We start from the raw sequence: 22,781 nt of genomic DNA, 5'->3' as shown, positions 1-22,781 counted from the left end.
CCGCTAACGCAACGGAATTCCTGTCATTTTTCCGTCGGACTTCAGGTTCAGCCCGAGCTGCGTCTCACGGCGGCGTGACGTCGAGTTCATCTTCGAGCGTGATCTGCTCGAAGTCGGTCACCAGCGCGTCGATCCGCACGTGCCAGCGGCCGGCAAAGGGCAGCTCGACCTTGCGCACATGCCAATAACCATCGGGCCCGAGCGAGGCCCTTCGCTCCATCGGCTCGATGCCGCGCTCGGGCAGGCTCAGGGTCAACGTCGCCTCCTTGGCCGCCAGCGGCGTCCCCTCGCCGGTCATGAGCTGGAGCACCACATCATTGGCCCCCGCCTTGCCTGGCGAGACCAGGACCTGGAACATCGCCTTGTCGCTATGGATGTGGATCGCCAAAGGCGTCTCCGGCACGATCGTCCGCGGCGGCGGCGCGAAGCGCCAGCCGGCGACCACCGCCAGGACGGCGAGAGCAATCGTACCTTCCAGCACGATCGAGCGCTTGAGCGCGGGCGTCCCTGTCTCGTTCCGCGCCAGAGCCGGAGTCAACCGGAACCGATTGAGCGCGGCCAGCGCCAGCAATCCCGTGACCAGAACTAGCTTGACCGAGAGGATCAGCCCGTAGCGAGTCTCGACCAGCGCTCCAGGCTTTTCGAGTTGCACGATCGCGAGTGCGAGACCGGTCAAGGCCAACACGCCGACCGCCAGCGCAGCAATGCGGGAAAAGCGGTTCACAATCGCGAGCGTCGCAATCGTCGGCTTCGACACCAGCGCCACGAGCGGCGCGAGAGCACCGATCCAGATGGTGACACCGAGGCCATGAAGAAAGATCGCAGGTCGGGTCAACGCCTCAGGCGGTGCCGTTGCGGCGTGCCCGGTCATGGCGAGCGACAGACCGACGCCGACCAACGCCATGATCGCAAGAGCACGCGCGTACCACGCACTGCGCAGCGCTATCAACGCGAGTAGCATCGCAAGCACGGCAACCAGCAGCGCAGGGCCGGCGCTGGTCGCGAGCGCGACTTTCCAGGGAGCCGCGGTCGCGAGGGCTGCCAGCGGCAGCCCGAGGAGATCGAGGCCCAACGCGCCGACGGACGCCACCGCGCTCGGGAGACCGAGCGCGAGCGCCATGCGCGGCACGGCCATGCCGGTCATCGACCAAGCAACCCAGCGCGCGAAGAACACGCCGCCGACGCCGATGAACAGCCCAACGTATAGGCCGACGCGCGCCAGCCAGATCAGCGCGTTCAACCAGCTATCCTCAGCGGCGGCAGGCTTCGTCGCGGTCGGCATGCCAATCGAGAAGATCACCGATCCGGTGACGGGATGACCGTCCTGCGAGATCACGCGATAGCTGACGACCGCGGTCCCCTCAGGCAGATCCGCCGGCATCACGACCGAAATGGTCTCGCCCAACGCGCTGACGCGCGCATCATCCCGCGCCCTGCCCGCACCATCGATCAGCCGGATCGCGCCCGGCGTTACCGCCTCGTTGAAGCGCAGCTCCACCGCCTTGGGCGCGGCCGCGAGCATGCTGCCGCTCGCCGGTTCGACCGAGAGCAGCGCCGCATGCGCCGACGCACCGCTTGCGAAGCCGGCAACGAGGAGCAGCGTCGCAAGCGCGGCGAAGAGGCGCATCAGGGTTTTGGCAACAGTTTCACGCCCGGCGCCGGCGACTTGCCCTCGGACTTGCCCTCATGTGAATGCCCTGCCCCCGCCGCCGGAATTTCGATCCAGCGGCTGACGCCGGCCTCGCATTCCTGAACGACGGGGAAGTACAGAACCGTGTTCGGCTTCAGGCTGTCGGTCAGGAACGTGCTGAGGACAAATTCGTCATAGTTCTTGTCCGGCAGCTTGCCGCCGGACCACGCCACCTCCTTGACGCCGGAGGAGAGCTTGTTGCCGTGATAGTCGTATTCCCCGGCATATTTGCCCTCGACGACATCGATGGTCCAGCCGGCCTTCGGCATCGGCTTCACCGCGATCACCCCTTCCGGAATCTGCACCCGGATCTTCACCGTCGGCGAGCCCGCGCAGCCATGCGGCACGGTGAAGACGGCCTTGTAGGACGCGCCGACCGTGGCTTGCTTGGTCTCGATCGACACGTGCGCCGCCGCCGGCGAGGCGGCGAGCGCGGCAACCAGGATCAGGCAGGATTGCTTCGACATGTTCGGTCTCCCGAGAATCCAGATCAATCTCATTTCATCTTCATTCCCGAGTGATCCGGCATTTTCTTCATGTCCATATGACCTGAATGCCCGGCATCGCCAGGCGCCTGCGCGCCGACGCCCTGGACGTCGAGGGAGACCGCGACCTTGCCGGCCTTCTCGAATTGCAGCGTCACCGGCACCTTGTCGCCCTGCTTGAACGCGCCCTTCAGCTCCTGGAGCATCAAATGATTGCCGCCGGGCGCGAGCTTCACCGTCTTGCCGGCATCGACCACCAGCCCCTTGTCGAGCGGGCGCATCTTCATCACGCCATTGTCCATCGCCATCTCGTGAATCTCGGCCTTGCCCGCGATATCGGCGGACACGCTGACCAGTCTGTCGGCCGCCGTGCCCTTGTTCTCGATGGTCAGATAGCCGCCGGCGACCTTCGCGCCGCCCGGCGTCGCCCGGCTCCAGGCCTGCGAGACGACGAGATCGCCGGCCTTGACCTCGTCGGCGACCGCCGGTGCTGCGGAGATCGCGAGAGCGAACGCAGCGAGCAGCACGTTTTTCGAGATTGTCTTCATATCGGTATTCCCTTTGCAGACTGAACTTCAGTGTTTGGAGCGTTGTTGCGCTGACCATTTTTCGAGATCGGCAATCTCAGCCGAGCCTTCGATCGTCGTGACGGTCCCTTCCGGGGAGATGAGCATGGTCCTGGGGATGTCGCCCTGCCAAGCCGGATCGATCTCGAACCGCAAACGCTCGACAAAGCCGTCGTTGAAGATGAAATTTTCGGTCGACGACAGACCCGCCTTGTCGAGCATCGATTGCGTGGCGGCCGGCAGGTTCGGCACGAGATCGGCGCTGACAGTGACGACGTCGACGTCAGGATGATCCTTGGCAAACTGGCCGAGCAGCGGCAGCTCGACCTTGCAGGGGCCACAGGTCACGCCCCAGAAATGCACGAGCACGGGGCGGCCGGCGTGCCCCCGAAGGACGCTTTGCCAAGTGCCGCGTTCGAATGGCTTCAAAGCGGGAGATACGGCAAGCGCAGCCACTGAAGCGATCAGAACGACAAGACCCGCAATGCCTACAAATCGAAATCTCATGGTTGGTCCTCGATAGCCCTGAGCCGATAGCCATCCGCCTTCGTCATCCACGACAGGTAGGTCTGCTTGCCGTTGGAGACGAGCAAAGGATGGTCGGACGTGTCGGTCGTACTCGATATCGTCTTCGGCGGCGACCACGTCTCGCCATCGTCGCGGGAGATCGTCATCTGGACCGAGGTCTTCTCGCCGTCGAACTCCTTCCAGACCATCACCGTTCCCGGCGCGCCCGCGAGCACGAAGGGGCGCGTCGGATTGCGATCCGGCCGCCCCAACGCCATCGGCGAAGAGAACGTGCGGCCTTCGTCGCGCGAGTGCGCGTAGAAAAGTCCCTTCCGCGCCTTTCCGTTGGTGTACCAGGCGACGTGATAGGTGCCGTTCGGCGCAACGGTGAGGCTCGGCCCATGGTGTGGGCAGGCATTGATCTGCCAGTCGTCGTTGCTGACCCGGCGGACTTCGCCTGGCGTCGCGACGTCGGTGAAGGTCATCACCGCGTGGTCGCGCACGCCGCCCTCAAAAATGTTCCTGAAGATTGCGACCGGCCGCCCGGACGCAGCGAATGCCAGCCCCAACCGGCAGCATTCGCAGGTGCCCTCACGCGCCAGCTTCGCGTCTGCGTAGGCGGTGCCGCCGTCGCTGGACGACGTGAAGAACAGCCCGGCCCCCTCGTACTTCTGTCCCGCTTCCTTCGCAAAAATGCGATTGCGCTTGTCCAGCCACGCCGCAAATACTGTTCCATCCTGATCGAGCGCCAGCGCCTCGAAACGTTGGCTCTCGTTGCTGGCGGTGATCGGCTTCAGCTCCGCGAAGCTTTTCCCGCCGTCGGCCGAGCGCGTGGTGAACACCTGACCGTTGAAGGCCTCGTCCCTGAAGGTCGAGAACGCGAGCGCGATGCCCCCCTTGCGGTCGACCACGATCTTCGGCCGCGCATCCGGCCCCCAATCGAGGTTCAGCCGCTTCGTCGTGACTTGAGTGGGCGTCGAGAAACTTCGGCCGTAGTCCTGCGAACTTGCGACCGAGACCTGCCCTCCCGCCATCCAGACCAGCCACAGCGTCCCGTCCGGACCGAAGGCGGGCGTCGCCTTGGTCTCACAGCGCAGCGTCGGCTCCTCGCACGCAGCTTCGGACGCGTGCTTGCCGTGCATCTGCCCCAGCGCCGCACCTTGCAGGCATGCGAGAGCGGCTATCGCGAGCAAGCCAGTTCGGATCATGGCCCTATTCCCTTCGAGAGCCCGGATCATTTGAAGGCCACCTTCATACCTGCAACGAACAGGCGTGGCGAGCCCGCATAGATCGACCCCGGTGCCGTGCTTGCGAGCGTGTTCCCTGGAATTTGCAGGCCGGCCGCCGTCACGGTGTTTGCAATGTTGTTTGCCGACGCAACATAGGTGCGATCGAATACGTTCCTGACCTCAAGAAACAGATTGAGTGACTTGAAGGTGTCCGACACCAAGTCGGTCTTGTAATGGACGTTCACATTGACCAGCTCGTAGCCCGGCGCCTTCAGCAGATTCGCGTTGTCCATGTAGAAAGAGGCCTTCCACTGGACCTCGACGAAGCCGCCGAGGCCTGCCAGCGGGCCGGCGAACTCGTCGTAGCCAATTCGAGCCGTCAGCTCGTTAGGCGAGATACCGGGAATTTTATTGCCGGCACGGTTGAAGTTGAAGACGGCGCCATTGGTGATGTTCTCGACATATTCGGTGTAGACCTCGTCGAGATAGGTGTACGCCGCCATGAACCGCCAGCCCGGAGAGAACTTCCAGTCGGCGGCAAGCTCAATGCCCCGATGCTCCGATCGCGGCGCGTTGAACGAGTAATTTACGCCCGCGACCGACGTCGCCTGGTTGACGATCTCGTTACGGAAAAACTCGTAAAAGCCGGTCGCGCTGAGCTTGAACGCGCTGTTCGGCGTCCAATCGAAACCGAGATCGTAGCCAAGATTCTTCTGGGCCTGGAGCTGGGTATTGTTGCCCGACAATCCCGTTTGAGCGACGAAAAGATTCGAGACCTGCGGTGTGCCATACCCCGTGGCAACGCGTGCCCGGAACAGCCATTCGTTGTTGAGATTGTAGAGCAGCGCCAACTCTGGCGCAGTATTTTGAAACTGCCGGTCCGCGGTCGTCGGCGTCGTCGTGGTGATGCCGGTGGGACCAGCATATGAATAGGCCGTGTTGGTGCCCTTGAGCAAGGTCGTCTCCCAACCGATACCCGCAACGGCCGTTAGCGACGATGTAAGCTCGAGCTCTTCCCTGGCACGAACACCATAATTGGTCGTCTCGCTGTAGAGATTGCTCGACAGCCTGCCGAGCGTCGCGTTGCCTCCCGGCATCACGTTTCGCGTATCGCTCGATGCCGTCAGGGTGTTGTAGAAGGCGCCGAAGAACGCGGTGGACTCCAGGCCGAGAATCTCTCCGCGCTTGGTGAGATCACTCATGTAGTTGTAGGACGGGAAGTCGCCGATCGAGCTGGTGGAGCCAGTTGGCTGACTGATGTTCCGATCGTCGAACACGAACTGGTTGCGCCAGGTCGTATTGTTGTCGAAATCATGCTCCCACCGGCCCCCGACGATGGTGCGGCGGTCGTTGCGGCCGAGCCCGGCCTGCACGGCCGTCTCCGTATCGGTCCCGGCGGTCGCGTTGAAGCCATTGTTGAACAGCCTGACCGTACCGCATCCGGGCGCCGCCGTGGCACCGGTCGCACAGCCCTGCTGGAAGGGATTGGTGTAGAACTGGTTCAGCGACTGCCGCAGCGGCAGCCGCGCGCTGAGATCGTTGTTGATGATCTTGACCGTGAAACGGTCGTCCGGTGTCGCCTTGAGCGTGCCGAGGAAGTTGACGGTCTGCGTATTGAACCAACTATTGCCGATATAGCCGTCGCCTCTTGTGTCGCTCGCAAACAGCGAGCCCTCGAAGTTCCCGACCTTCTTGCCGGCCGCAAGGTAATTGTTGAGGTAGCCATAGCTGCCGCCGTCGACGCCGTATTCGACGCCGTCGATCATGCCGCCCGGCCGCGTGCGAAAATTGAGCGCGCCGCCGGTCGCATAATTGCCGTAGAGCGCCGATGAGGGGCCGCGGATCACGTCGACCGCGCCATAGGCGTGGGGATCGATCAGGTCGCTGCGCGACAGGCCGTCCGGCTGCGTCACCGGGAAACCGTCGTCGAAGATCACGAGATTGCGGATGCCGAAACCGTTCCGGGCATTGGATCCGCGAATCGAGATACCGAAATCGCGCGGACCATTACCCTGCTTGATCGAAATGCCCGGACTGTCCCGCAAGACGTCGCTGACCGAAAACGAGGGCCGGTTGTCGAACTGGCTGCGATCGATGGTCGTCGCGGTCTGACCGGCCGGCGCCTGATTGAGACCGGCCCGCACTGCTCCGGCGGACATTGTGTTGTTCTGCCTCTGGGCGCCATCGGTCGCGTTCGGCGCGACCGGCCTCGCTGCGCGCGCCGCCGAAGTGGAGCGCTGCCGCGTTGACCGGGTGATTGGCTTGGGACGGGACGTCTTGGGCGCCTCGACCGTCACCGCGGGAATCGCTTCCGAGGCAGCCTGGGCGAGCGCGTCTGAACCGATCGGGGACACCAGTCCGAAAAGCACGGGCAAGCCCGCGCGCCCGATCGCACGAATGCATAACATCTCTTGAATTCCTGACATCCGGCACCTCGACCGGTCCATTGAGCACGCCCATCGGCACAGCAACGGCGCGCGCCAATGGTTCGGTTTGTCGCTACGTCAGGAAAATTGAGGGGGGGCGCGGGCCTGGGCGCTCGAACCCCTGGGAGCGGCGATGGCGGACGCATCCGCCGGCTGCCACACCACGCGCGCGGCATGGCGGAAGGGAATCGAGAGTGCCGCGTGCGTCGGCGAATCCAGCGACGCGCCCGCTTGGGCCAGACAACACAGGGCGCACGCACCCGCATGCGCGGTCGGGGTGCCCGTCCGATCGTCGAGGCCACCCTGATCGCTCGCACTGTGGCAGATGACGGCGACTGACAGCGGATCGGCGATGGCTTGTCCCGTCGCCCAACAGGCGGCGATCGGCGCCAGCACCTGCATCACCAAGGCGAGCAGGACCAGGGGTAGGAATTTCTGTAACCGCGCGCGCATCCGCCGAACCGTTCGTTCGTCTGCTAACTAAACACCGCGCCGGGCCCAAGTCGAGATCAGTTCCGCCGCCTTCTTGGCCCAGCGCAAATTTGTCGGAAAGCCATGGTCGGGCTACCCCATCATGGGCTCGGGGGCCGGCATTTGAGCCAGATCAAACGGCCCGACATCCACAAATTTCTTATATTTGTCATATACTTGCGGGGCCGGAAGCCCGATCATTTCGTCTATTGCTCGAATTTTGAACATTCGTTGCCGAAAATGATGACAAGTGAGAAAAGTTGATCTAGCATCCCCCTTGCTCAGGCTGGCCGTGAGGTCGAAGTCTGGTGGTCCAAGTCTCGGGAGGAGCCCCTGGCGCGCAAAACGCAGCGTCGCCCCGTCAATCAAGAGCAAATCTTAGAATCGGGGATAATAGGGTCGACACAATTTTTGAGCGGGGCCAGGGCCCCGCTCTTTTTTTGTCCGCATGGCACTTTCGCCGATGAATATGCCCTCCAATCCAGTCGAACTCAGCTTTGAACTCGCGGCCTCGCGCTGCGCGGATCTCACGCCCCTCGTCTACCAGCGCCTGTTCGACGAGCATCCCGAAACGCAGGCGATGTTCCGCTCGGAGGGCGCCGACCTCGTGAAGGGATCGATGCTCGCGCTGACGATCGAGGCGATTCTCGATTTCGCCGGGATGCGTCATGGGCATTTCCGGCTGATCGCCTGCGAGGTTGCCTCACACGACGCCTATGGCACGTCGCCCCAGCTGTTCACCGCCTTCTTCACCATTATCAGGGATACGCTGCGCGATCTGCTCGGCGATGAATGGTCGATCGAGATCGCGCAAGCCTGGGACACATTGCTCGTCGACATCGACGCACTCGCCGGCACGACGGCCTGATGCTTTGCGCTGCACCAACGCGGCGTGCTGCGATGGCGCGTGTGATTGCAGATTGAGTGGCATCAACTCTTGTGAGACACTTTCGACATCGGTTGCGCAATCAATGACGCGCCGACGATAAAATTTATGGGAGCGAGCGATGTCCGGGACGAAAGATTTCTCGACGACGAGGCGCGATCTTCTTCAGGCGGCTGCGACCGCCGGCGCCGGAGCTGCCCTCCTCGGCAGCATGGGCATAAACCCCGCATTGGCCGCCGAGGTCGGGCGAAGCGAGAAGCCGTTGAAGGCGGCGTTCTCCAATGCGGGCCTGCAGGCTACATGGTGCGCGCAAGGAAAGCAGGCCGCCGAATTCTGGGGCAAGCTGTTCAACGTCGAAGTCACCTGGTTCGACGGCCAGCTCGACGCCGTGAAGCAGCGCGCGGCCATCGACAACATGGCCTCGCAGAAATGGGACTTCGTCGCGATCCAGGCGTTCGGTATCGGCACCCTCACCCAGCCCGTGCAAAAGATGATCGACGCCGGCACGCCCGTGATCGACATGGACACGCTGATTGCGCCGCTCGACCAGATCAACGTCCACTCCTTCCTCGCTCCCGACAACGAGTTCATGGGCGCCTCGGTGACCCAGGCGCTGTGCAACGCGATGGGCGGCAAGGGCAAGATCATCATGACGCAGGGCGCGCTCGGCCACACCGGCGCGCAAGGGCGCGCAAAGGGCTTCACCAACACGGTGAAGCAATTCCCGGGGATCGAGGTGCTCGACACCCAGCCGGCCGACTGGGACGTCTCCAAGACCGCGCGCCTCTGGGAAACATATCTGACCAAGTATCCGCAGATCGACGCGGCTTTCTTCCACAATGACGACATGGCACTCGCCGCTGCCAACATCATGAAGGCGCGCGGCCGCACCAACATCCTGATCGGCGGCGTCGATGCCATGCCGCCGGCGATCCAGGCGGTGAGCGAAGGACGCATGTTCGCGACCGTCCGCAATCCGTCCTGCCGCATCCATGGCGGCGCCATCATCGCGGGCGTCTCCGCCGTGGTCGGCGGCGAGAAGAGCGGACAGGGCATTCCCAAGAACGTCGTCACCGACGGCCCGGTCGTGACCAAGGCCAATGCCGCCGGGATGCAGTGGATGCAGGATCACTTCCTGATCTGAGCTTTTATGCCCGAGGTGCGTTCGCCCATCCTTGAACTGCAGGGCATCACGAAGAGCTTCGGCGGCGTCGAAGCGCTTCGTGGTGTCGACTTCGCGCTCCATCCCGGCGAGATCCACGGTCTCGTCGGCGAGAACGGCGCGGGAAAAAGCACGCTGATGAAGATCATCGCCGGCGTGCACACCGAATTCTCCGGCCGCTTCCTGATCGACAGTCAGGAGACGCATTTCCGCTCAGCGCGCGATGCGCATGCGGCCGGCATTGCCATGGTGCACCAGGAGCTCAGTGTCGCGCCCGACCTCACGGTCGCCGAGAACGTTTTCCTCGGCAACCAGCCAACCAACGCCCTTGGCCTCGTGCAATGGCGGCGCATGGCGCGCGAGGCCGGCGAGCAGCTCGCCCGCTTCGGCATCGACGTCGATCCGATGAGCCGGCTGGGTGATTTGCCCATCGGGCTGCAGCAGCTGATCGAGATCGCGCGCGTGCTGTTCTCCGGCGCCCGCATCGTGATCCTGGACGAGCCGACCTCCGCCCTCTCCCCGCCCGAGGTCGAGCGGCTGTTCGCGACGCTGCGGCGGCTGCGTGAAGAAGGCACCAGCATCGTCTTCATCTCGCATTTCATCGAGGACATCCTGCGCGTGTCCGACACGGTGACCGTGTTCCGCAACGGGCGGAAAGTCGCAGAGACAGCCAGCGCCGCCACCAGCAAGGGCGCGCTGATCGAGGCCATGATCGGGCGCGGCGGCGAAGCGCTCGAGCACAGCTACACCGACGACCTGCTGCTGCCGCAACCGAGCGACAGCGCGGTGGTTCTGAAGGTCGACCAGCTGACGCTCGCCCGCAGCCTGAAGGACATCTCCTTCGAGGCGCGCGCTGGCGAGGTGCTGGGCATCTACGGCTTCATGGGCTGCGGCCAGCAGGAGCTGTCGCGCATCCTGTTCGGCAAGCTGAAGCCTGATAGCGGCGCGCTTCTCGTCGAGGGTCAGCCAAAAACCTTTGCCAGCACGGCGGCGGCGCGGCGCGCCGGCGTGGCGCTGGTGCCCGAGAGCCGTCGCGACATGCTGTTCCACCAGGAGCCGGTCTACAAGAACATCTCGATCAGCATTCTCGACCGCATCTCGTCTTTGCTGCTCAAGCCGGCGCAGGAGCGCGATATCGCGAAGCGTCAGGTCGAGCAATTGCAGATCCGGCCCCCGGTGGTCGGCCTCGATCTCGGCATGCTCTCCGGCGGCAACCAGCAGAAGGTGGCGCTGGCAAAATGGCTGACCTATCCGCCCAAGCTCCTGGTGCTGTGCGAGCCGACCCGCGGCATGGACGTCGGCGCCAAGAACGACGTCATCAACATCGTCCGCGACCTCCGCGCCAAGGGACTCGCCATCATCGTGCTGTCGACTGAGCCGGAAACGGTGCTGTCGCTGGCCGACCGCATTCTCGTGCTCAAGCGCGGTGCACTGGTGCGGGAATTCAAAAACGAGCCGGTCAGCAAGGACCGCCTGCTGGAAGCGGCGTGACGGAGAAGCACAATGGCGAGCAGTGAGACGGCTTTGGCGGCGGGGCAGCGGGCGCGCGGGCTGGCGCCCTTCCTGCGCTCGCAGATGCGCAACATCGCCCCGTTCCTCACCCTGATCTTCCTGTCCGGCTTCTTCGCCTTTGCCAGCCCCTCCTTCGCGACGCTCGACAATCTCGGCAACATCCTCACGCAAGTGTCGGTCACCGGCATCATCGCCGTCGGCCTCACCTTCGTGATCCTGTGCGCCGAGATCGACCTCTCGATCGCCAGCATCGCCAACGTCACGGGCATCGCGGTCGCCTACTTCACGCTGCAGGAATCCTACGTCAACATCGCCAACATTCCCCTCCCCGGCGCGGTCGCCATCCTGCTATCGATCCTGCTCTGCGCCTTGCTCGGCCTCGTCAATGCGCTGGGGCTGACCGTGATCGGCATCCCCTCCTTCATCATGACGCTGGCGATGATGCAGATCGCCGCCGGCATCTCGGCGCTGCTGGTGCGCGGCCAGATCGCCTACAAGGTGCCGAGCCTAATCACGACGCTCGGCTCAGGCTCGATCGGCGGCGTCCCCTGGCTCGTCATCATCGCCGCGCTGATGCTGCTCGGCGGGCATCTGGTGCTGACCTACACGCGCTTCGGCCGCTACGTCTACATGGTCGGGGGCAATCGCGAGGCGGCCGAATATTCCGGCCTCAACGTCAAGCTCATCCTAGGCGCGGTGATGGTGATCTCGGCGGTGTGCTCGGGCATCGGCGGCATGCTCGGCGTCGCCCATTTCGGCAGCGCGCAGCAGAACGAGTTCGACACCTATCTGCTCGACTCCATCGCCGCCGTCGTGGTCGGCGGCACCAGCCTGTTCGGTGGCCGCGGCGGCATCGGCAACACCATCGTTGGGCTTTTCGTTCTCGGTGTTCTCAATAACGGCCTTGACCACGTCAACATCGACAGCTTCCTGAAGATCCTGATCCGCGGCCTGATCCTGCTGGCCGCACTGGTCATCAACGTCTATGCGCAGCGGCTGAGGGAAAAGGCGGCGGACTAGACAGTCCTCAAAACAAAAACTGCGAAAACAACCCCATGCACAGTAGAAACTGTGAGGAAGTTCAGCTGCTTATCGAAGCCGCAAGTGCGTGAGCCCACCGAACCGGGATTGACCCGTCGGGCAAAACAGAAGCAGAAGCAACAATGACCCCGTCATCCCTAAGGTGCGGAGCAGGCGATGCGAAGGCATCACATGCGGAGCCTCGAAGGATGAACGGCCGAGGTGCCAGCCGGGCCGTCGCCCTTCGAGGGCCGCCGAAGAAGCGGCCACCTCAGGGTGACGGTGATAGGGCAAGGCTCGCTGCACCGATCTCATCCGCCCGCCAACACCTCACCGCGTGTCCATCGGCTCGCGTCTCCAGCAGCGGCCCCGGCTCGTGCCGGCACACCGCCTCCGCATAACGGCAGCGCGGGCTGAAGGCGCAGCCGTTTGGGGGATTGAGCGGGTTGGGAAGGTCGCCGCCTGTGGTCGCCAGCGAGGCATGGTGTAACGGATCAGGAATCGCGGCGATCAGGGCTTGCGTATAGGGATGCGCCGGGCGCTCGAAGATCTCGCGCCAGTGGCCGTTCTCGACGATGCGGCCGAGATACATCACCGCGACGCGGTCGCTCATGTGCTCGACGACGCCGAGGTCGTGGCTGATCATGATGTAGGACAGGCCGAGCGTGTCCTTCAGTTCCAGCAGCAGATTGATGATCTGGGCGCGGATCGAGACGTCGAGTGCTGAGACCGGCTCGTCGCAGATGACGATTTTGGGGTTGAGGATCAGCGCGCGAGCAATGCCGATGCGCTGGCGCTGACCGCCCGAGAATTCATGCGGGTAGCGGCCCGACTGCTCGGGCCGCAAGCCGACATGCCGCAGCATGATTGCGACGCGATCCTCGATCTCGCTTTTCGCGGTGACGCCGTGCACCCGCAGGGGATCTTCCAGCGTGCGGCGAACGGTCTGACGGGGATTGAGCGAGGCGTAAGGGTCCTGAAACACCATCTGCACGGTGCGCGCCAACGCCTTCCGATCGCCGGATTGCCTGCTCCTCACGACCTGCCCGTCCAGCACGATGCGGCCGCGCGTCGGCGTCAGCAGGCCAAGGATCGACAACGCGACCGTCGACTTGCCGGAGCCGGACTCGCCGACGAGGCCGAGGCATTCGCCGCGCTTCAGCTTGAGATCGACGCCATCGACGGCCCGGAGCATCCTCTTGCCGCGGCCCAGCAGGCCGCCACCCAGAGGAAAATGAACCGCCAGATCCTCGACGCTGAGGATGAGGTCATCGTCCGGCCTTCGGTCACCCAGCATGTTTTGCGGCTCATGCATGGTGATGACACCTGACCAGACCGCCCGCCGCCAGCAGATCGGTCTCCGGCGCGACTCTTCGGCAAATATCCGTCGCCTGCGCGCAGCGCGGATTGAACCGGCAGCCATTAGGGAAATTCGTGATCGCCGGGACGACGCCGGCGATCTCCTTGAGCCTGGTGCGGCCGAGCGCAGCGCGGCTGCCGAGCCTCGGCAGCGAGGCGACCAGGCCTTGCGTATAGGGGTGCGAGGGGAAACGGAAGATATCGGCCGAACCCCGCTCCTCGACGATGCGGCCGGCATACATCACGGCGACGCGGCGGCAGACGTTCGCGACCAGGCCGAGATCATGGCTGATCATCAGGATGGCCGTTCCCCGCTCGGCGCACAAATTCCGCATCAGCTCGATGATCTCGGCCTGCACGGTCACGTCGAGCGCCGTGGTCGGCTCGTCGGCGATCAGGAGATCCGGACCGCAGGCGAGCGCAATCGCGATCATCACGCGCTGGCGCATGCCGCCGGAGAGCTGGTGCGGGTAATCGTTGACGCGGCGCTCAGGCGCGGGAACGCGGACGCTCGCCAGCGCCTCGACCGCCAGCCGGCTCGCTTCCCGCCAGCTCTTGCCCTTGTGCAGCACGAACATCTCGGCGATCTGCCGGCCCACGGGCGAGACCGGGTTCAGCGCCGTCATCGGCTCCTGGAAGATCATGGCAATGCGGTTGCCGCGCAACTCCCGCTGCCTGGCGGCGGAGAGGTGCTGGATCTCCTGTCCTTCGAACCGGATGACGCCGCCGCCGATCGAGAGCGGCGGCCGCAACAGCCCGATCAAGGCCAGCGCCGTGATGCTCTTGCCGCAACCGGATTCGCCGACGAGGCCGAACGTCTCGCCGCGTGAGATGCGGAACGAAATGCCCTCGGCCGCCGCGACGCGCCTCGATCCGTCGTCGAGATCGATGCGCAAATCCTCAACCTCGATCAGCGGCGCGCCGGTCATGTCCGCCGGCTCCGCGATTGGGGATCGAGAATGTCGCGCAGGCCATCGCCGAGCAGGTTGAGGCCAAGCACGGTCAGGAAGATGGCGAGGCCCGGAAATACCGAGAGCCACGGCGCCGTCGTGATCTGCTCGCGGGCCTCCGACAGCATGCTGCCCCAGCTGGGAAACGGCGGTCGGACGCCGAGGCCGAGGAACGACAATGCGGCTTCGGACAACACCGCGCTGCCCATGCCCAGCGTGCCGATGACGATGATGGGGCCCAGCATGTTCGGCAGCAGCTGCGTGATCATGATGCGCAGATCGCCGTAGCCCAGCACGGTCGCAGCCTGCACGTAGCCCTGGCTCCTCAGCGACAGCGCCGAGGCCCGCGCAATCCGGCACGTAAAGGACCAGTTGGTCAGCCCGAGTGCGATCAGCAGGCTGGTCAGGCCAGGTCCGAGCACCGCCATGATCGCCAGCGCGAAGATCAGCGAGGGGATCGCGAGCATGAGATTGGTCAGGGCGTTGACGACATCGTCCCACCAGCCGCCAAAATAGCCAGCGCTCAGCCCCAAGGCCACGCCGATGACGCTGTTGATGAGCTGAGAGATGATGCCGACCGTCAGCGAGACCCGCGCGCCATACACGACGCGGGAATAGATGTCGCGGCCCTGGTCGTCGGTCCCGAACCACCAGGTCCAGCTCGGGGGCTCCTCCGCATTCATCAAATTGGCGTCCATGACCGGATCGGTGTGCGCCAGCCAGGGCGCGAGCAGGCCGACCAGGATCGCCAGCGCGAACAACACCCCACCGATGACGAGATTGGCGCGGAGCTTCATTGCAAGCGCTCCACCGCGAAAAGGATAATCGTGTGTGGCTTTAGCGAGAACTCGCCGCGGGCGAGTTTCGCCTCTCCCGCTTGCGGGGGCGGCCGACGCGCTCGGAGAGCGCGGCGGGTGGGGGCTCTCGCCACACAGGGAACCCCGATGCGGAGACACCCCCACCCCACCCCTCCCCCGCAAGCGGGAGAGGGGGCGCAGCACCCGTGACGCCACACCGCGCGCCTCGTATGCGATTGTCTTCCCGTCCAAGCGTGATGGAGCCCGCCCGCGCTCATGCGTATCTGATCCTGGGATCGATCACGCCGTAGAGCACGTCGATCAGCAGATTGATCGCGAGAAAGGCCAGCACCACGACGAGAATGGAGCCCTGGACCGCCGGAATATCGCGCTGCAAGACACTGTCGACCAGCAATGAGCCGATCCCCGGCCACGAGAACAGTTTCTCGACCACGACCGCCTGCCCCATCAGCGCACCGAATTGCAGGCCGACGGTGGTGAGAATGATGACGAGCGCGTTGCGCATCACATGCCACTTCACCACCCGCGTCTCGCTCATGCCCTTGGATCGCGCGGTGCGGACGAAATCGGCGGTCATGATCTCGAGGACCGCGGCGCGCGTCGTCCGGGCAAACAGCGCCATCGGCGAGACGCCGAGCGTCACCGCCGGCAGGAGCAGATATTTCAGTCCGCCATCGCCATAGCCGAAACTCGGCAGCCAGCCGAGCTTCAACGCGAACAGGTACATCAGAACCAGTCCGAGCCAGAATTTGGCGATGGAAAGGCCCGACACCGCGACGACCATGGCAAGCGTATCGACGATTCCGCCCGGTCGCAGTGCCGCGATGAAGCCAAGCGGCACGCCGATCACGACCGAGAACGCCATGGCTGCGAAGATCAGTTGCAGCGTCGGCCATGCCCGCTTGGCGATCATGGTCGTGACAGGCTCGCGGGTCCGGAACGAGGTGCCGAAATCACCGGTCGCGAGCTTGGCAATGTAGGCGCCGAAACGCACGTAAACGGGATCGTCGAGGCCGAGCTGCTTCTTCATGCGCAGCTCGACCTGCGGATCGCTGTCGTCGCTCATGGAGGAGACGATGCTGCCGGGAACGACGCTGAACAGCACGAAGACCAGCAGCACGACGGCAAGCACGGTCGGAATGGTCTGCAGCAGGCGACGGAACAGGAAGGAGAGCATCGGCACTTTTCCTCTCTCCCTCCATCGTCTGTGGCGACGGAGGGAGCGCGAGAGCGTATGTCACTTCGCGGGCGAGGTCTCGTCGACCCAGAGGTCTTCGACGTTCTGATGGGTCAGCTCCGTGGCGTTGAGCTGAATCCCCTTGAGCCACGGCTGCACCGCCATGACCGCCTTGTTGTAGTTGAAGAACCAGACCGGTGCCTCCTCATAGAGCAGCGCATTGGCCTTTTGCAGCAGTTGGGCGCGCTTTGCCGGGTCGTCGGCCTGTCCGGCCTCGTCGACGATCTTGTCGAAATCGGCGTTCTTGAAGATCATGTAGTTGCAGGCTGGCTGCGGCGTCGACGAGTGGAAGCATTTGAGGGCCGCCTGCGGATCCGGGCCGCTCGCCTGGGAATAGATGAAGGCCTGGTAGTCGCCGGTGCGAACCACCTCCGCCAGCACCGCGGTCTCGACCTGCTTGACCTTCGCCTTGATGCCGACCTTGTCCAGCATCGGAATCACGGCCGAGACGATCGGCAAGCCCCAGCTCTCGTTCTGGCTGGTGGTCCATTCGAACTCGAAGCCGTTGGGATAGCCGGCCTCGTTAAGCAGCTGCTTGGCCTTGGCCGGATCGTAAGCGTAGGGCTTCATCGCCTTGTCGTAAGCGGGCGAGGTCAGCGGCAGCCAGCTGGTGGCGCGATAGGCCTTGCCCTTGACCAGCTTGTTGATGATCAGGTCGGTATCGATCGCGTAGTTGATCGCCTGTCTCACGCGCTTGTCGGCGAACGGCTTGAATGACGGATTCATCCCCATGTAGCGGGTGAAGACCTCGGCGACCTCGACGATGGTGCCCTTGAGATTGGCGTCGGACTGATAGGCCACATATTGCGCGGGCCCGAGCACCGAGGTGTCGACCTCCTTGTTGCGGAAGGCAACATCGCGCGCCGCGGCCTCGCCCATGATCGACACGACGATCTTGTCGGCGTAGGGCCTGCCGGGCTTATAAAACCGATCCCACCGCTCCAGGACAATGCGCGATCCCGGTACGTGCTCGACGAATTTGAAGGGCCCGAGACCGATCGGCTTCTGGATAAAACTCTCCTTGGCACCCTCGTCGGCGGGATAGATCGAGGTCAGCGCGGTGAAGAAGTAGAAGCCGGGATCGACCTTCTCGGTCAGCTTCATCTCGACGGTGAAGTCGTCGATCTTCTTCAGCCCGGAGATCTCCTTGGCCTGGCCCTTCTCGACCGCGGCCGCCCCCTCGATCACGCGGACAAACCGCGCGCCGGGATAGGCCTTGGTGCCGTCCATGATGCGGGTGTAGGACCAGATGATATCGTCGGCCGTCATCTTGCGGCCATTGTGGAAATAGGCGTCGTCGCGCAGCTTGAAGGTGTGAACGAGACCGCCGCCCGAGACCACATCCTCCTTGGCAAGCTCCAGGACCGGCTTGCCCTCCGCGGAATTCCAGATGTACAGCGAGCGGTGCAGCGCCTTGGCGTAGATCTCGTCCTGGGCACGCTGCGTGGTGTGAATGTCCAGACTGGTGAAACTCGAGCCATAGGGCGCGGTCATCCGGATGGTTCCGCCCTTGCGCGGCGTCTGGGCCTCCGCAGATCCAGCGAGCGCCAGTCCCAAGCCCGCGACGATCGCCATCATCCTAAACATCATGTGTCCCCCACCAACGCAGGTATTCCGATCAGGGATTTGATCATTCGCGGCCTGTCGAATGCAAGCTTCGTTTTTGATGGAGACCAATGTCAGTTCCGGAAGGCGGCCGTTCGGCGATGCCTTCGGGGCCGGTTGCATCCGCCCGGCGATGCAAGCCCTCGATTGACGCGGTGCGTCATCGAGCAACGGGAATAGTGAACATTTCTCGCGATCGGCGCGACCAAGCTCAGGACCGTTATCTGAGCCCCAGGGATCGCGGAAAACAAGGATCGCGCAAAAAAATGACCCGCCGAACGCTAGGTATCCTGCTCGCCGGCAGTCTGGTCGCCGCGACAGCGGCGATGGCGATCCCCGTCACGCCGGACCCTGCCCGCGACGGCCCGACGAAAAACATTCATATCAATTGGTCCCACACCAAGCGGTCAAACGGGTTTGTCGACGATACATGGTGGGCACTCAGGGGCCGTTGCGCCCCGGACTATCTTGGCGAGCGCCTGCTCTGCGACACTGTCGGGCTTCTGACACAAGCCGCGAGCCGGACATTCGAGGCCAAGATGTCCGACGACATGGGCCTGCCGCTGGTCGACCGTTGGACCCTGATGACCGCGAAGAATTCGCCTTTCATGAGGTCGGCTCACGTCGAGACGCCGCTCAGTCTCGAGGACGTGCTCGGCTTCTATCGCGCTGCACTCGAAAAGCGCGGCTGGACCGAGAACGACGGAGCGGTCGTCGCGCCCGACAGAGCCGTCGTCGCCTTCACGACGTCAGACGGGCCGGCGCTGCTCCGGCTCGTCCGTCAGGGCAACACAACGATCGCCGACCTTGCGCTGCGCAAGCCGTTGGCCGCCACGGCCAAAATCCGGCCGGCGCCGGGACAAGTGATGTTGTTGCTCGGCAACAAAACGGATGAAGCGGCCGACATCACCGTCAATGAGCGAACCATCCGACTGGCGGCTCACGCCGGAGAAGAACTGATCGATTTTGACGCCGCTGCGGATGAGTTGCCTGATAGCCAGAAAATTGATCTGCCGCCGGGCCAGTACAAGGTCACCCTGAAGCTCAAGGGCAGCGCGGCCCAGACGCGTGAGTTCGAGGTCGCGGTCAACGAGACCTGGGGTCTGCTGGTCGGCCCCGAAGGCGCGCCGCTGCCGATGCGGTTGTATTGAGGGCGCGCTGGCGTGTTGGACCGTCATCCTGAGGTGCGAAGCATGCGATGCGAACGCAGCGCGTGCTGAGCCTCGAAGGATGAACGGCCGCGATGCAGCCGGGCTGTCGCCCTTCGAGGCCTTCGCTACGCTCCGGCACCTCAGGGTGACGATGAAACATTGGCGCCTGTTGCACCGCTTTGTCATTGCGAGCGCCGAGGCGCGCTCCTCGCCATGAACTCTCTCAACCCGTTAGCTCCGGCCTCCAGTCCCGCAGTTTTCGCGCAGCACCCGTTGCATCGCTAATCGTCCGAAACGTCCCTGTCTCCACCATCATCGCCCGTGCGAGCCGCACCGCGCGGGCTTCGCTGACGGCGCGCTTTTTCGGATCCTCGATCAACTCGAAATCGATGTTGTGAGCGAGGCCGAAGATGCGGCGGATGGTCTTTGCGGCGGCGAAGCCGACCGTGTCGGCGAACAGGCGCTGCATGTAGGCTTGGCGCTCGGCCTCCAAACGCGCAGCGCCCTGCGCGCCGGCAAAGAGTGAGACCGGATAGGCATCGCCAGTGCCATTCGCTCGCCAGAGGTCGAGGAATTTGCCGGCGAACTCGTTCCAGACCTGCTCGATCGTCTCCAGCACCCAGGCCTCGAACGCGGCCCGCTCGCCCGGTGCGCGCTCGTGCCCGGCGGAGGCAAAATAGGCCATCACAAGGTTGGCCAGCACGGCGCCGACGTCGAACCCCATCGGGCCATAGAATGCGAATTCCGGATCGATCACCCGCGTCTGGTTGTTCGTCACCATGATCGAGCCGGTGTGGAGGTCGCCGTGGAGCAGCGCCTCGGGGCTTGCCATGAACTTCAGCTTCAGCCGGGAGATCGCGACATGCAGCTCCATGTCATCGCGCAGGCTTGCAGCGAGCGCATCGAGATCCGGCGCAGTCCAGCGGTTTTGCTCGGCGATGCGGTAGGGATCGGTGAAGATCAGATCCTCGGTGATCTTGCAGAGCGCATGATTGCCGGCGAAGGCCGCAATGCCCTCCTTCTTCTCGGCCGCGGACAGCGCGAGGTCGGAGGTGAAGAACAGCGTTCGCGCCATGAAGGTGGTGATGTCACCGACGAAGCCCGGATATCGCGTTCCCGCAACCAGTCCCTTGCGCATGATGATGTGAGGCTCGAGCAGCTCCATCACCGTCAGCGCCAGGGCCTCGTTGTGATGCAGCAAAGCCGGCACGAGGCCGGGCGCGAGCTCGGCCTGCCGGGACAGAGCCAGATATTCGTAATGGGCCCGCGACAGCGGCAGCGGCCAGCTTTCGCCGACGAGGCGGACATAAGGCAGCGCCTGCTTGACGGCGACGCCGCCGCGCCCGCCCTTCATGATGAAGACGAGATTGAGATTGCCGTCGCCGACCTCGGTGATCTTCCATGAGGCCGGCTCACCGCCGAGGAGTGCGGCGATATCGGGAAGGCCTGCGAGATAATCCCGCAGCGCCGCTTCATGCAGAATTCGATAGTCCCCCGCCCGGTCCCCGGTCATGACGATCCCACCCCATGCTTGGCATGGCCTGGTCGTTACTCCCGCTTCTGTGAAGCTCGGGCGATCCCGGCCATTCTTTTGATCGGATCGTAGTCGCAATCAAGGCGGTCCGCCACCCGTGTATCGCCGGCGCACCCCGGGACCAGTTGCACCGAAAGTTCTTCGTGTCGGACGACCAAGCCGGGGGTCGCGAGCCCCCCATTTGCCGATTTTTGGAACACAAGCGGGCTGAGGCAGTTTTGCGTGTCTGAGATTTTGAAGGAGTTAGCGATGAGCCGCGGAATGCCCTCCATGACTGCCCTTCTGGCGATGCTGGCCATGGCCGGCTATCAGAACCGCGACAAGTTGGCAGAGCTGCTGAAAGGTGCGACCGGCGGCTCATCCGCGGGCGGTCAGCAGCCGCCTGGGGGAGTGCTTGGTAATCTCGGCGGCATGCTCGGCGCGGGCGGGATCGGGGGCCTGCTCAATGGCGGCATTGGCGAGCTCCTGGAGCGGTTCAACCAGAACGGCCAGGGCGAGGTCGCCGATTCATGGGTGAAGCCCGGACCCAACAAGGAGATCTCGTCGCCTGAGCTGAGGAATGCGATCGGCTCCGACGTTCTGGAGAAGCTCGAACAGCAGACGGGACTCTCGCAAGACGAGATCCTCACAAGGCTATCCCGGGAATTGCCCTCGGCGGTCGACAAGTACACGCCGGACGGACGTCTGCCTGAGGCATAGTTGTTACCGCTTAAATCTGGAAGAGGTGTGGAAATGGGTCTTCTCTGGACAATCATCATCGGCTTCGTCGCCGGCGTGATCGCCAAGTTCATCATGCCTGGCGACAACGAGCCGTCCGGCTTCATCCTGACGACCATCTTGGGGATCGTCGGCGCCTTCGTTGCGACTTACCTCGGGCAGGCGCTCGGATGGTATCGTGCCGAAGAAGGTGCCGGACTGATCGGTGCGGTCGTCGGCGCGATCATCGTGCTGTTCGTCTACGGGCTCTTCGCCGGCCGACAACGCCGAGCGATCTAGCCCGCCTGCGTGAGCGGCTGATCGGGCGTGCGCGAACTCGCGCCGCATCGAGCAGGCGGCGGCGCGCTCATGCCTGCGAGCGCCGGATCGTTACTCCCGCTCCAGGAAGCTCGACCCGATCCGCCTTTCTTTTGATCGGATCGTAATCGCAATAGACGCTGTCCGCCACCAGCGTGTAGCTGGCGCTGACCGTGTATTTGTCCAGCTTGGCGGAGTTGAGGCCGATCACCGAGGTGCTCTTGCCTCCGTTCCATTTGAACGGCGTCGAGCTTTTGGCCTGCTCGCAGGCCATCACGGCCTCGTTGAAGACATAGCCCTCGACGAACGCCTTCAGGGTACGCACCTGCGCGGCCATCCGCCATTCGAAATAGCCGATGGCACCGATGCCGGCGACGATCAGCACCAGAAGAGCAATGACGATCCTCTGAAAAGTCATTCGTTCCCCCAAACAATGTCGTCAGCAAAAACGTCTAGCAAGAACGTCTAGAAAGGCATTCCCATCAATTTCGACAGGCGCTCGATCGAGAGATAGCCGGCGTGATAGGCGACCATGCCGAGGCCGTAGATGATCGCCGAGATGATGGTGGTCCAGATCAGCTTGCGGCCCATCCGCGTCAGGATCGGCGCACCAGGGTCGGTGCCGGGCGCACCGACGCCATCCTCGTGCTGGCTGCGTACGCCGAACGGCAGCGTCAGGAACAGCGCGACCCACCAGATGACGAAGTAGATTGCAATCGCGGTTGAGATCTGGATGGCCATGGTTCGGCCTTATGCCTGCTCGATCTCGACCAGCGCGCCGGAAAAATCCTTCGGGTGCAGGAACAGCACCGGCTTGCCATGGGCGCCGATCTTCGGCACGCCGTCGCCGAGCACCCGCGCGCCCTCCTTCACCAGCGTGTCGCGCGAGGCGATGATGTCGACGACCTCGTAGCAGACATGGTGGATGCCGCCGTCGGGGTTACGCTCGACGAATTTTGCGATCGGCGAGGCCTCGCCGAGCGGTTCGATGAATTCGATCTTGGTGTTGGGCAGCGTCGCGAACACGGTGATGACGCCGTGCTCGGGCAGCGGCACGGCTTCCGAGATCTGAGCGCCGAACGCGGCGCCATAGATCCTGGCGGCCTTGACGGCGTCCTTGGTCGCGATCGCGACATGGTTGAGCCGGCCCAGCATGTGT

At 63.8% G+C, this 22,781-nt stretch carries 23 protein-coding genes; 7 read left to right on the top strand and 16 right to left on the bottom strand.

Annotated features, from left to right (window positions below; all coding sequences use genetic code 11):
* Positions 1-64 precede the first annotated feature (64 nt).
* The 7 genes from A3AS_RS0124415 to A3AS_RS0124385 all read right to left on the bottom strand — a co-directional run bounded on the left by A3AS_RS0124415 (position 65) and on the right by A3AS_RS0124385 (position 7,356).
* Positions 65-1,627, bottom strand: a complete 1,563-nt coding sequence (locus A3AS_RS0124415; RefSeq protein ID WP_018320181.1) for a CopD family protein — start codon at positions 1,625-1,627, stop codon at positions 65-67.
* Positions 1,627-2,157, bottom strand: a complete 531-nt coding sequence (locus A3AS_RS0124410) for a YcnI family protein (RefSeq protein ID WP_018320180.1) — start codon at positions 2,155-2,157, stop codon at positions 1,627-1,629. The genes A3AS_RS0124415 and A3AS_RS0124410 overlap by 1 nt, the downstream gene beginning before the upstream one ends.
* Positions 2,158-2,186: 29 nt before the next feature.
* Positions 2,187-2,723, bottom strand: a complete 537-nt coding sequence (locus A3AS_RS0124405) for a copper chaperone PCu(A)C (RefSeq protein WP_018320179.1) — start codon at positions 2,721-2,723, stop codon at positions 2,187-2,189.
* Positions 2,724-2,750: 27 nt separating this feature from the next.
* Entirely contained in the window at positions 2,751-3,248 is a 498-nt protein-coding gene (locus A3AS_RS0124400) for a TlpA disulfide reductase family protein (RefSeq protein ID WP_018320178.1), read from the bottom strand.
* Positions 3,245-4,456: a sialidase family protein gene (locus tag A3AS_RS0124395; protein ID WP_018320177.1), complete on the bottom strand. Its 1,212-nt coding sequence runs from the start codon at positions 4,454-4,456 to the stop codon at positions 3,245-3,247. Before A3AS_RS0124395 ends, A3AS_RS0124400 begins: the two co-directional genes overlap by 4 nt.
* A gap of 26 nt (positions 4,457-4,482) precedes the next feature.
* Complete coding sequence (locus A3AS_RS0124390; RefSeq protein WP_157644377.1) at positions 4,483-6,636, bottom strand: TonB-dependent receptor; 2,154 nt, start codon at positions 6,634-6,636, stop codon at positions 4,483-4,485.
* 345 nt (positions 6,637-6,981) lie between these two features.
* Positions 6,982-7,356: a DUF2946 domain-containing protein gene (locus A3AS_RS0124385; RefSeq protein ID WP_018320175.1), complete on the bottom strand. Its 375-nt coding sequence runs from the start codon at positions 7,354-7,356 to the stop codon at positions 6,982-6,984.
* A 481-nt stretch (positions 7,357-7,837) separates the two neighbouring features.
* On the opposite strand from A3AS_RS0124385, the gene A3AS_RS0124375 reads away from it, so the two are divergent.
* The 4 genes from A3AS_RS0124375 to A3AS_RS0124360 all read left to right on the top strand — a co-directional run bounded on the left by A3AS_RS0124375 (position 7,838) and on the right by A3AS_RS0124360 (position 11,954).
* Positions 7,838-8,242 (top strand): globin, encoded by a 405-nt coding sequence (locus tag A3AS_RS0124375; RefSeq protein ID WP_026202313.1) that lies wholly within the window; start codon positions 7,838-7,840, stop codon positions 8,240-8,242.
* A 139-nt stretch (positions 8,243-8,381) separates the two neighbouring features.
* Entirely contained in the window at positions 8,382-9,404 is a 1,023-nt protein-coding gene (locus tag A3AS_RS0124370) for a sugar ABC transporter substrate-binding protein (protein ID WP_018320172.1), read from the top strand.
* A 6-nt stretch (positions 9,405-9,410) separates the two neighbouring features.
* A complete protein-coding gene (locus A3AS_RS0124365; protein ID WP_018320171.1) occupies positions 9,411-10,913 on the top strand; it encodes a sugar ABC transporter ATP-binding protein in 1,503 nt (500 codons plus the stop codon).
* 12 nt (positions 10,914-10,925) lie between these two features.
* Entirely contained in the window at positions 10,926-11,954 is a 1,029-nt protein-coding gene (locus tag A3AS_RS0124360; protein ID WP_018320170.1) for an ABC transporter permease, read from the top strand.
* A gap of 271 nt (positions 11,955-12,225) precedes the next feature.
* Here the strand turns inward: A3AS_RS0124360 and A3AS_RS0124355 are convergent, their stop codons facing one another.
* The 5 genes from A3AS_RS0124355 to A3AS_RS0124335 all read right to left on the bottom strand — a co-directional run bounded on the left by A3AS_RS0124355 (position 12,226) and on the right by A3AS_RS0124335 (position 17,908).
* A complete protein-coding gene (locus tag A3AS_RS0124355) occupies positions 12,226-13,269 on the bottom strand; it encodes an ABC transporter ATP-binding protein (RefSeq protein WP_018320169.1) in 1,044 nt (347 codons plus the stop codon).
* A complete protein-coding gene (locus A3AS_RS0124350) occupies positions 13,262-14,242 on the bottom strand; it encodes an ABC transporter ATP-binding protein (protein ID WP_018320168.1) in 981 nt (326 codons plus the stop codon). Before A3AS_RS0124350 ends, A3AS_RS0124355 begins: the two co-directional genes overlap by 8 nt.
* A complete protein-coding gene (locus tag A3AS_RS0124345; RefSeq protein ID WP_018320167.1) occupies positions 14,239-15,060 on the bottom strand; it encodes an ABC transporter permease in 822 nt (273 codons plus the stop codon). Before A3AS_RS0124345 ends, A3AS_RS0124350 begins: the two co-directional genes overlap by 4 nt.
* Positions 15,061-15,334: 274 nt before the next feature.
* The gene (locus A3AS_RS0124340) at positions 15,335-16,258 is read right to left on the bottom strand and encodes an ABC transporter permease (RefSeq protein ID WP_018320166.1); all 924 of its coding nucleotides are present in this window, start codon (positions 16,256-16,258) and stop codon (positions 15,335-15,337) included.
* A gap of 60 nt (positions 16,259-16,318) precedes the next feature.
* Positions 16,319-17,908 carry an ABC transporter substrate-binding protein gene (locus A3AS_RS0124335; protein ID WP_018320165.1) on the bottom strand — a complete coding sequence of 530 codons (1,590 nt, stop codon included), beginning with the start codon at positions 17,906-17,908 and terminating at the stop codon, positions 16,319-16,321.
* A gap of 116 nt (positions 17,909-18,024) precedes the next feature.
* Between A3AS_RS0124335 and A3AS_RS0124325 the strand changes: the two genes are divergently transcribed.
* Positions 18,025-19,074: a hypothetical protein gene (locus A3AS_RS0124325; RefSeq protein ID WP_245283269.1), complete on the top strand. Its 1,050-nt coding sequence runs from the start codon at positions 18,025-18,027 to the stop codon at positions 19,072-19,074.
* 223 nt (positions 19,075-19,297) lie between these two features.
* Here the strand turns inward: A3AS_RS0124325 and mtnK are convergent, their stop codons facing one another.
* Entirely contained in the window at positions 19,298-20,587 is a 1,290-nt protein-coding gene (mtnK, locus tag A3AS_RS0124315; protein WP_018320161.1) for an S-methyl-5-thioribose kinase, read from the bottom strand.
* Between the two features lie 270 nt (positions 20,588-20,857).
* Between mtnK and A3AS_RS0124305 the strand changes: the two genes are divergently transcribed.
* Both A3AS_RS0124305 and A3AS_RS0124300 read left to right on the top strand, forming a co-directional pair.
* A complete protein-coding gene (locus A3AS_RS0124305) occupies positions 20,858-21,307 on the top strand; it encodes a YidB family protein (protein ID WP_018320159.1) in 450 nt (149 codons plus the stop codon).
* Positions 21,308-21,340: 33 nt separating this feature from the next.
* The gene (locus A3AS_RS0124300) at positions 21,341-21,604 is read left to right on the top strand and encodes a GlsB/YeaQ/YmgE family stress response membrane protein (RefSeq protein WP_018320158.1); all 264 of its coding nucleotides are present in this window, start codon (positions 21,341-21,343) and stop codon (positions 21,602-21,604) included.
* A 67-nt stretch (positions 21,605-21,671) separates the two neighbouring features.
* On the opposite strand, the gene A3AS_RS0124295 is transcribed toward A3AS_RS0124300, so the two are convergent.
* Genes A3AS_RS0124295 through mce form a run of 3 tightly spaced genes read right to left on the bottom strand, consistent with a single transcriptional unit; the run spans position 21,672 to position 22,777 of the window.
* On the bottom strand, positions 21,672-22,040 hold the full coding sequence (locus A3AS_RS0124295; RefSeq protein WP_245283268.1) for a hypothetical protein: 369 nt from the start codon (positions 22,038-22,040) through the stop codon (positions 21,672-21,674).
* Positions 22,041-22,087: 47 nt separating this feature from the next.
* Positions 22,088-22,363 (bottom strand): DUF1467 family protein, encoded by a 276-nt coding sequence (locus A3AS_RS0124290; protein ID WP_018320157.1) that lies wholly within the window; start codon positions 22,361-22,363, stop codon positions 22,088-22,090.
* Between the two features lie 9 nt (positions 22,364-22,372).
* A complete protein-coding gene (gene mce, locus A3AS_RS0124285; protein ID WP_018320156.1) occupies positions 22,373-22,777 on the bottom strand; it encodes a methylmalonyl-CoA epimerase in 405 nt (134 codons plus the stop codon).
* Positions 22,778-22,781 lie beyond the last annotated feature (4 nt).

Source organism: Bradyrhizobium sp. WSM2793 (assembly GCF_000379585.1).
GTDB lineage: Bacteria > Pseudomonadota > Alphaproteobacteria > Rhizobiales > Xanthobacteraceae > Bradyrhizobium.
This window is presented reverse-complemented; position numbering and strand designations above follow the sequence as displayed.

Bases quoted from the DNA above. Each gene is read 5' to 3' on its own strand.
- A3AS_RS0124340 (WP_018320166.1), bottom strand. From the start codon at position 16,258: ATGCTCTCCTTCCTGTTCCGTCGCCTGCTGCAGACCATTCCGACCGTG.
- A3AS_RS0124360 (WP_018320170.1), top strand. From the start codon at position 10,926: ATGGCGAGCAGTGAGACGGCTTTGGCGGCGGGGCAGCGGGCGCGCGGG.
- A3AS_RS0124410 (WP_018320180.1), bottom strand. From the start codon at position 2,157: ATGTCGAAGCAATCCTGCCTGATCCTGGTTGCCGCGCTCGCCGCCTCG.
- A3AS_RS0124415 (WP_018320181.1), bottom strand. From the start codon at position 1,627: ATGCGCCTCTTCGCCGCGCTTGCGACGCTGCTCCTCGTTGCCGGCTTC.
- A3AS_RS0124335 (WP_018320165.1), bottom strand. From the start codon at position 17,908: ATGATGTTTAGGATGATGGCGATCGTCGCGGGCTTGGGACTGGCGCTC.
- A3AS_RS0124300 (WP_018320158.1), top strand. From the start codon at position 21,341: ATGGGTCTTCTCTGGACAATCATCATCGGCTTCGTCGCCGGCGTGATC.
- A3AS_RS0124385 (WP_018320175.1), bottom strand. From the start codon at position 7,356: ATGCGCGCGCGGTTACAGAAATTCCTACCCCTGGTCCTGCTCGCCTTG.
- A3AS_RS0124295 (WP_245283268.1), bottom strand. From the start codon at position 22,040: ATGACTTTTCAGAGGATCGTCATTGCTCTTCTGGTGCTGATCGTCGCC.
- A3AS_RS0124370 (WP_018320172.1), top strand. From the start codon at position 8,382: ATGTCCGGGACGAAAGATTTCTCGACGACGAGGCGCGATCTTCTTCAG.
- A3AS_RS0124400 (WP_018320178.1), bottom strand. From the start codon at position 3,248: ATGAGATTTCGATTTGTAGGCATTGCGGGTCTTGTCGTTCTGATCGCT.
- A3AS_RS0124405 (WP_018320179.1), bottom strand. From the start codon at position 2,723: ATGAAGACAATCTCGAAAAACGTGCTGCTCGCTGCGTTCGCTCTCGCG.
- A3AS_RS0124345 (WP_018320167.1), bottom strand. From the start codon at position 15,060: ATGAAGCTCCGCGCCAATCTCGTCATCGGTGGGGTGTTGTTCGCGCTG.
- A3AS_RS0124350 (WP_018320168.1), bottom strand. From the start codon at position 14,242: ATGACCGGCGCGCCGCTGATCGAGGTTGAGGATTTGCGCATCGATCTC.
- mtnK (WP_018320161.1), bottom strand. From the start codon at position 20,587: ATGACCGGGGACCGGGCGGGGGACTATCGAATTCTGCATGAAGCGGCG.
- A3AS_RS0124305 (WP_018320159.1), top strand. From the start codon at position 20,858: ATGAGCCGCGGAATGCCCTCCATGACTGCCCTTCTGGCGATGCTGGCC.
- A3AS_RS0124390 (WP_157644377.1), bottom strand. From the start codon at position 6,636: ATGTCCGCCGGAGCAGTGCGGGCCGGTCTCAATCAGGCGCCGGCCGGT.
- mce (WP_018320156.1), bottom strand. From the start codon at position 22,777: ATGCTGGGCCGGCTCAACCATGTCGCGATCGCGACCAAGGACGCCGTC.
- A3AS_RS0124365 (WP_018320171.1), top strand. From the start codon at position 9,411: ATGCCCGAGGTGCGTTCGCCCATCCTTGAACTGCAGGGCATCACGAAG.
- A3AS_RS0124355 (WP_018320169.1), bottom strand. From the start codon at position 13,269: ATGCATGAGCCGCAAAACATGCTGGGTGACCGAAGGCCGGACGATGAC.
- A3AS_RS0124375 (WP_026202313.1), top strand. From the start codon at position 7,838: ATGAATATGCCCTCCAATCCAGTCGAACTCAGCTTTGAACTCGCGGCC.
- A3AS_RS0124325 (WP_245283269.1), top strand. From the start codon at position 18,025: ATGCCTTCGGGGCCGGTTGCATCCGCCCGGCGATGCAAGCCCTCGATT.
- A3AS_RS0124290 (WP_018320157.1), bottom strand. From the start codon at position 22,363: ATGGCCATCCAGATCTCAACCGCGATTGCAATCTACTTCGTCATCTGG.
- A3AS_RS0124395 (WP_018320177.1), bottom strand. From the start codon at position 4,456: ATGATCCGAACTGGCTTGCTCGCGATAGCCGCTCTCGCATGCCTGCAA.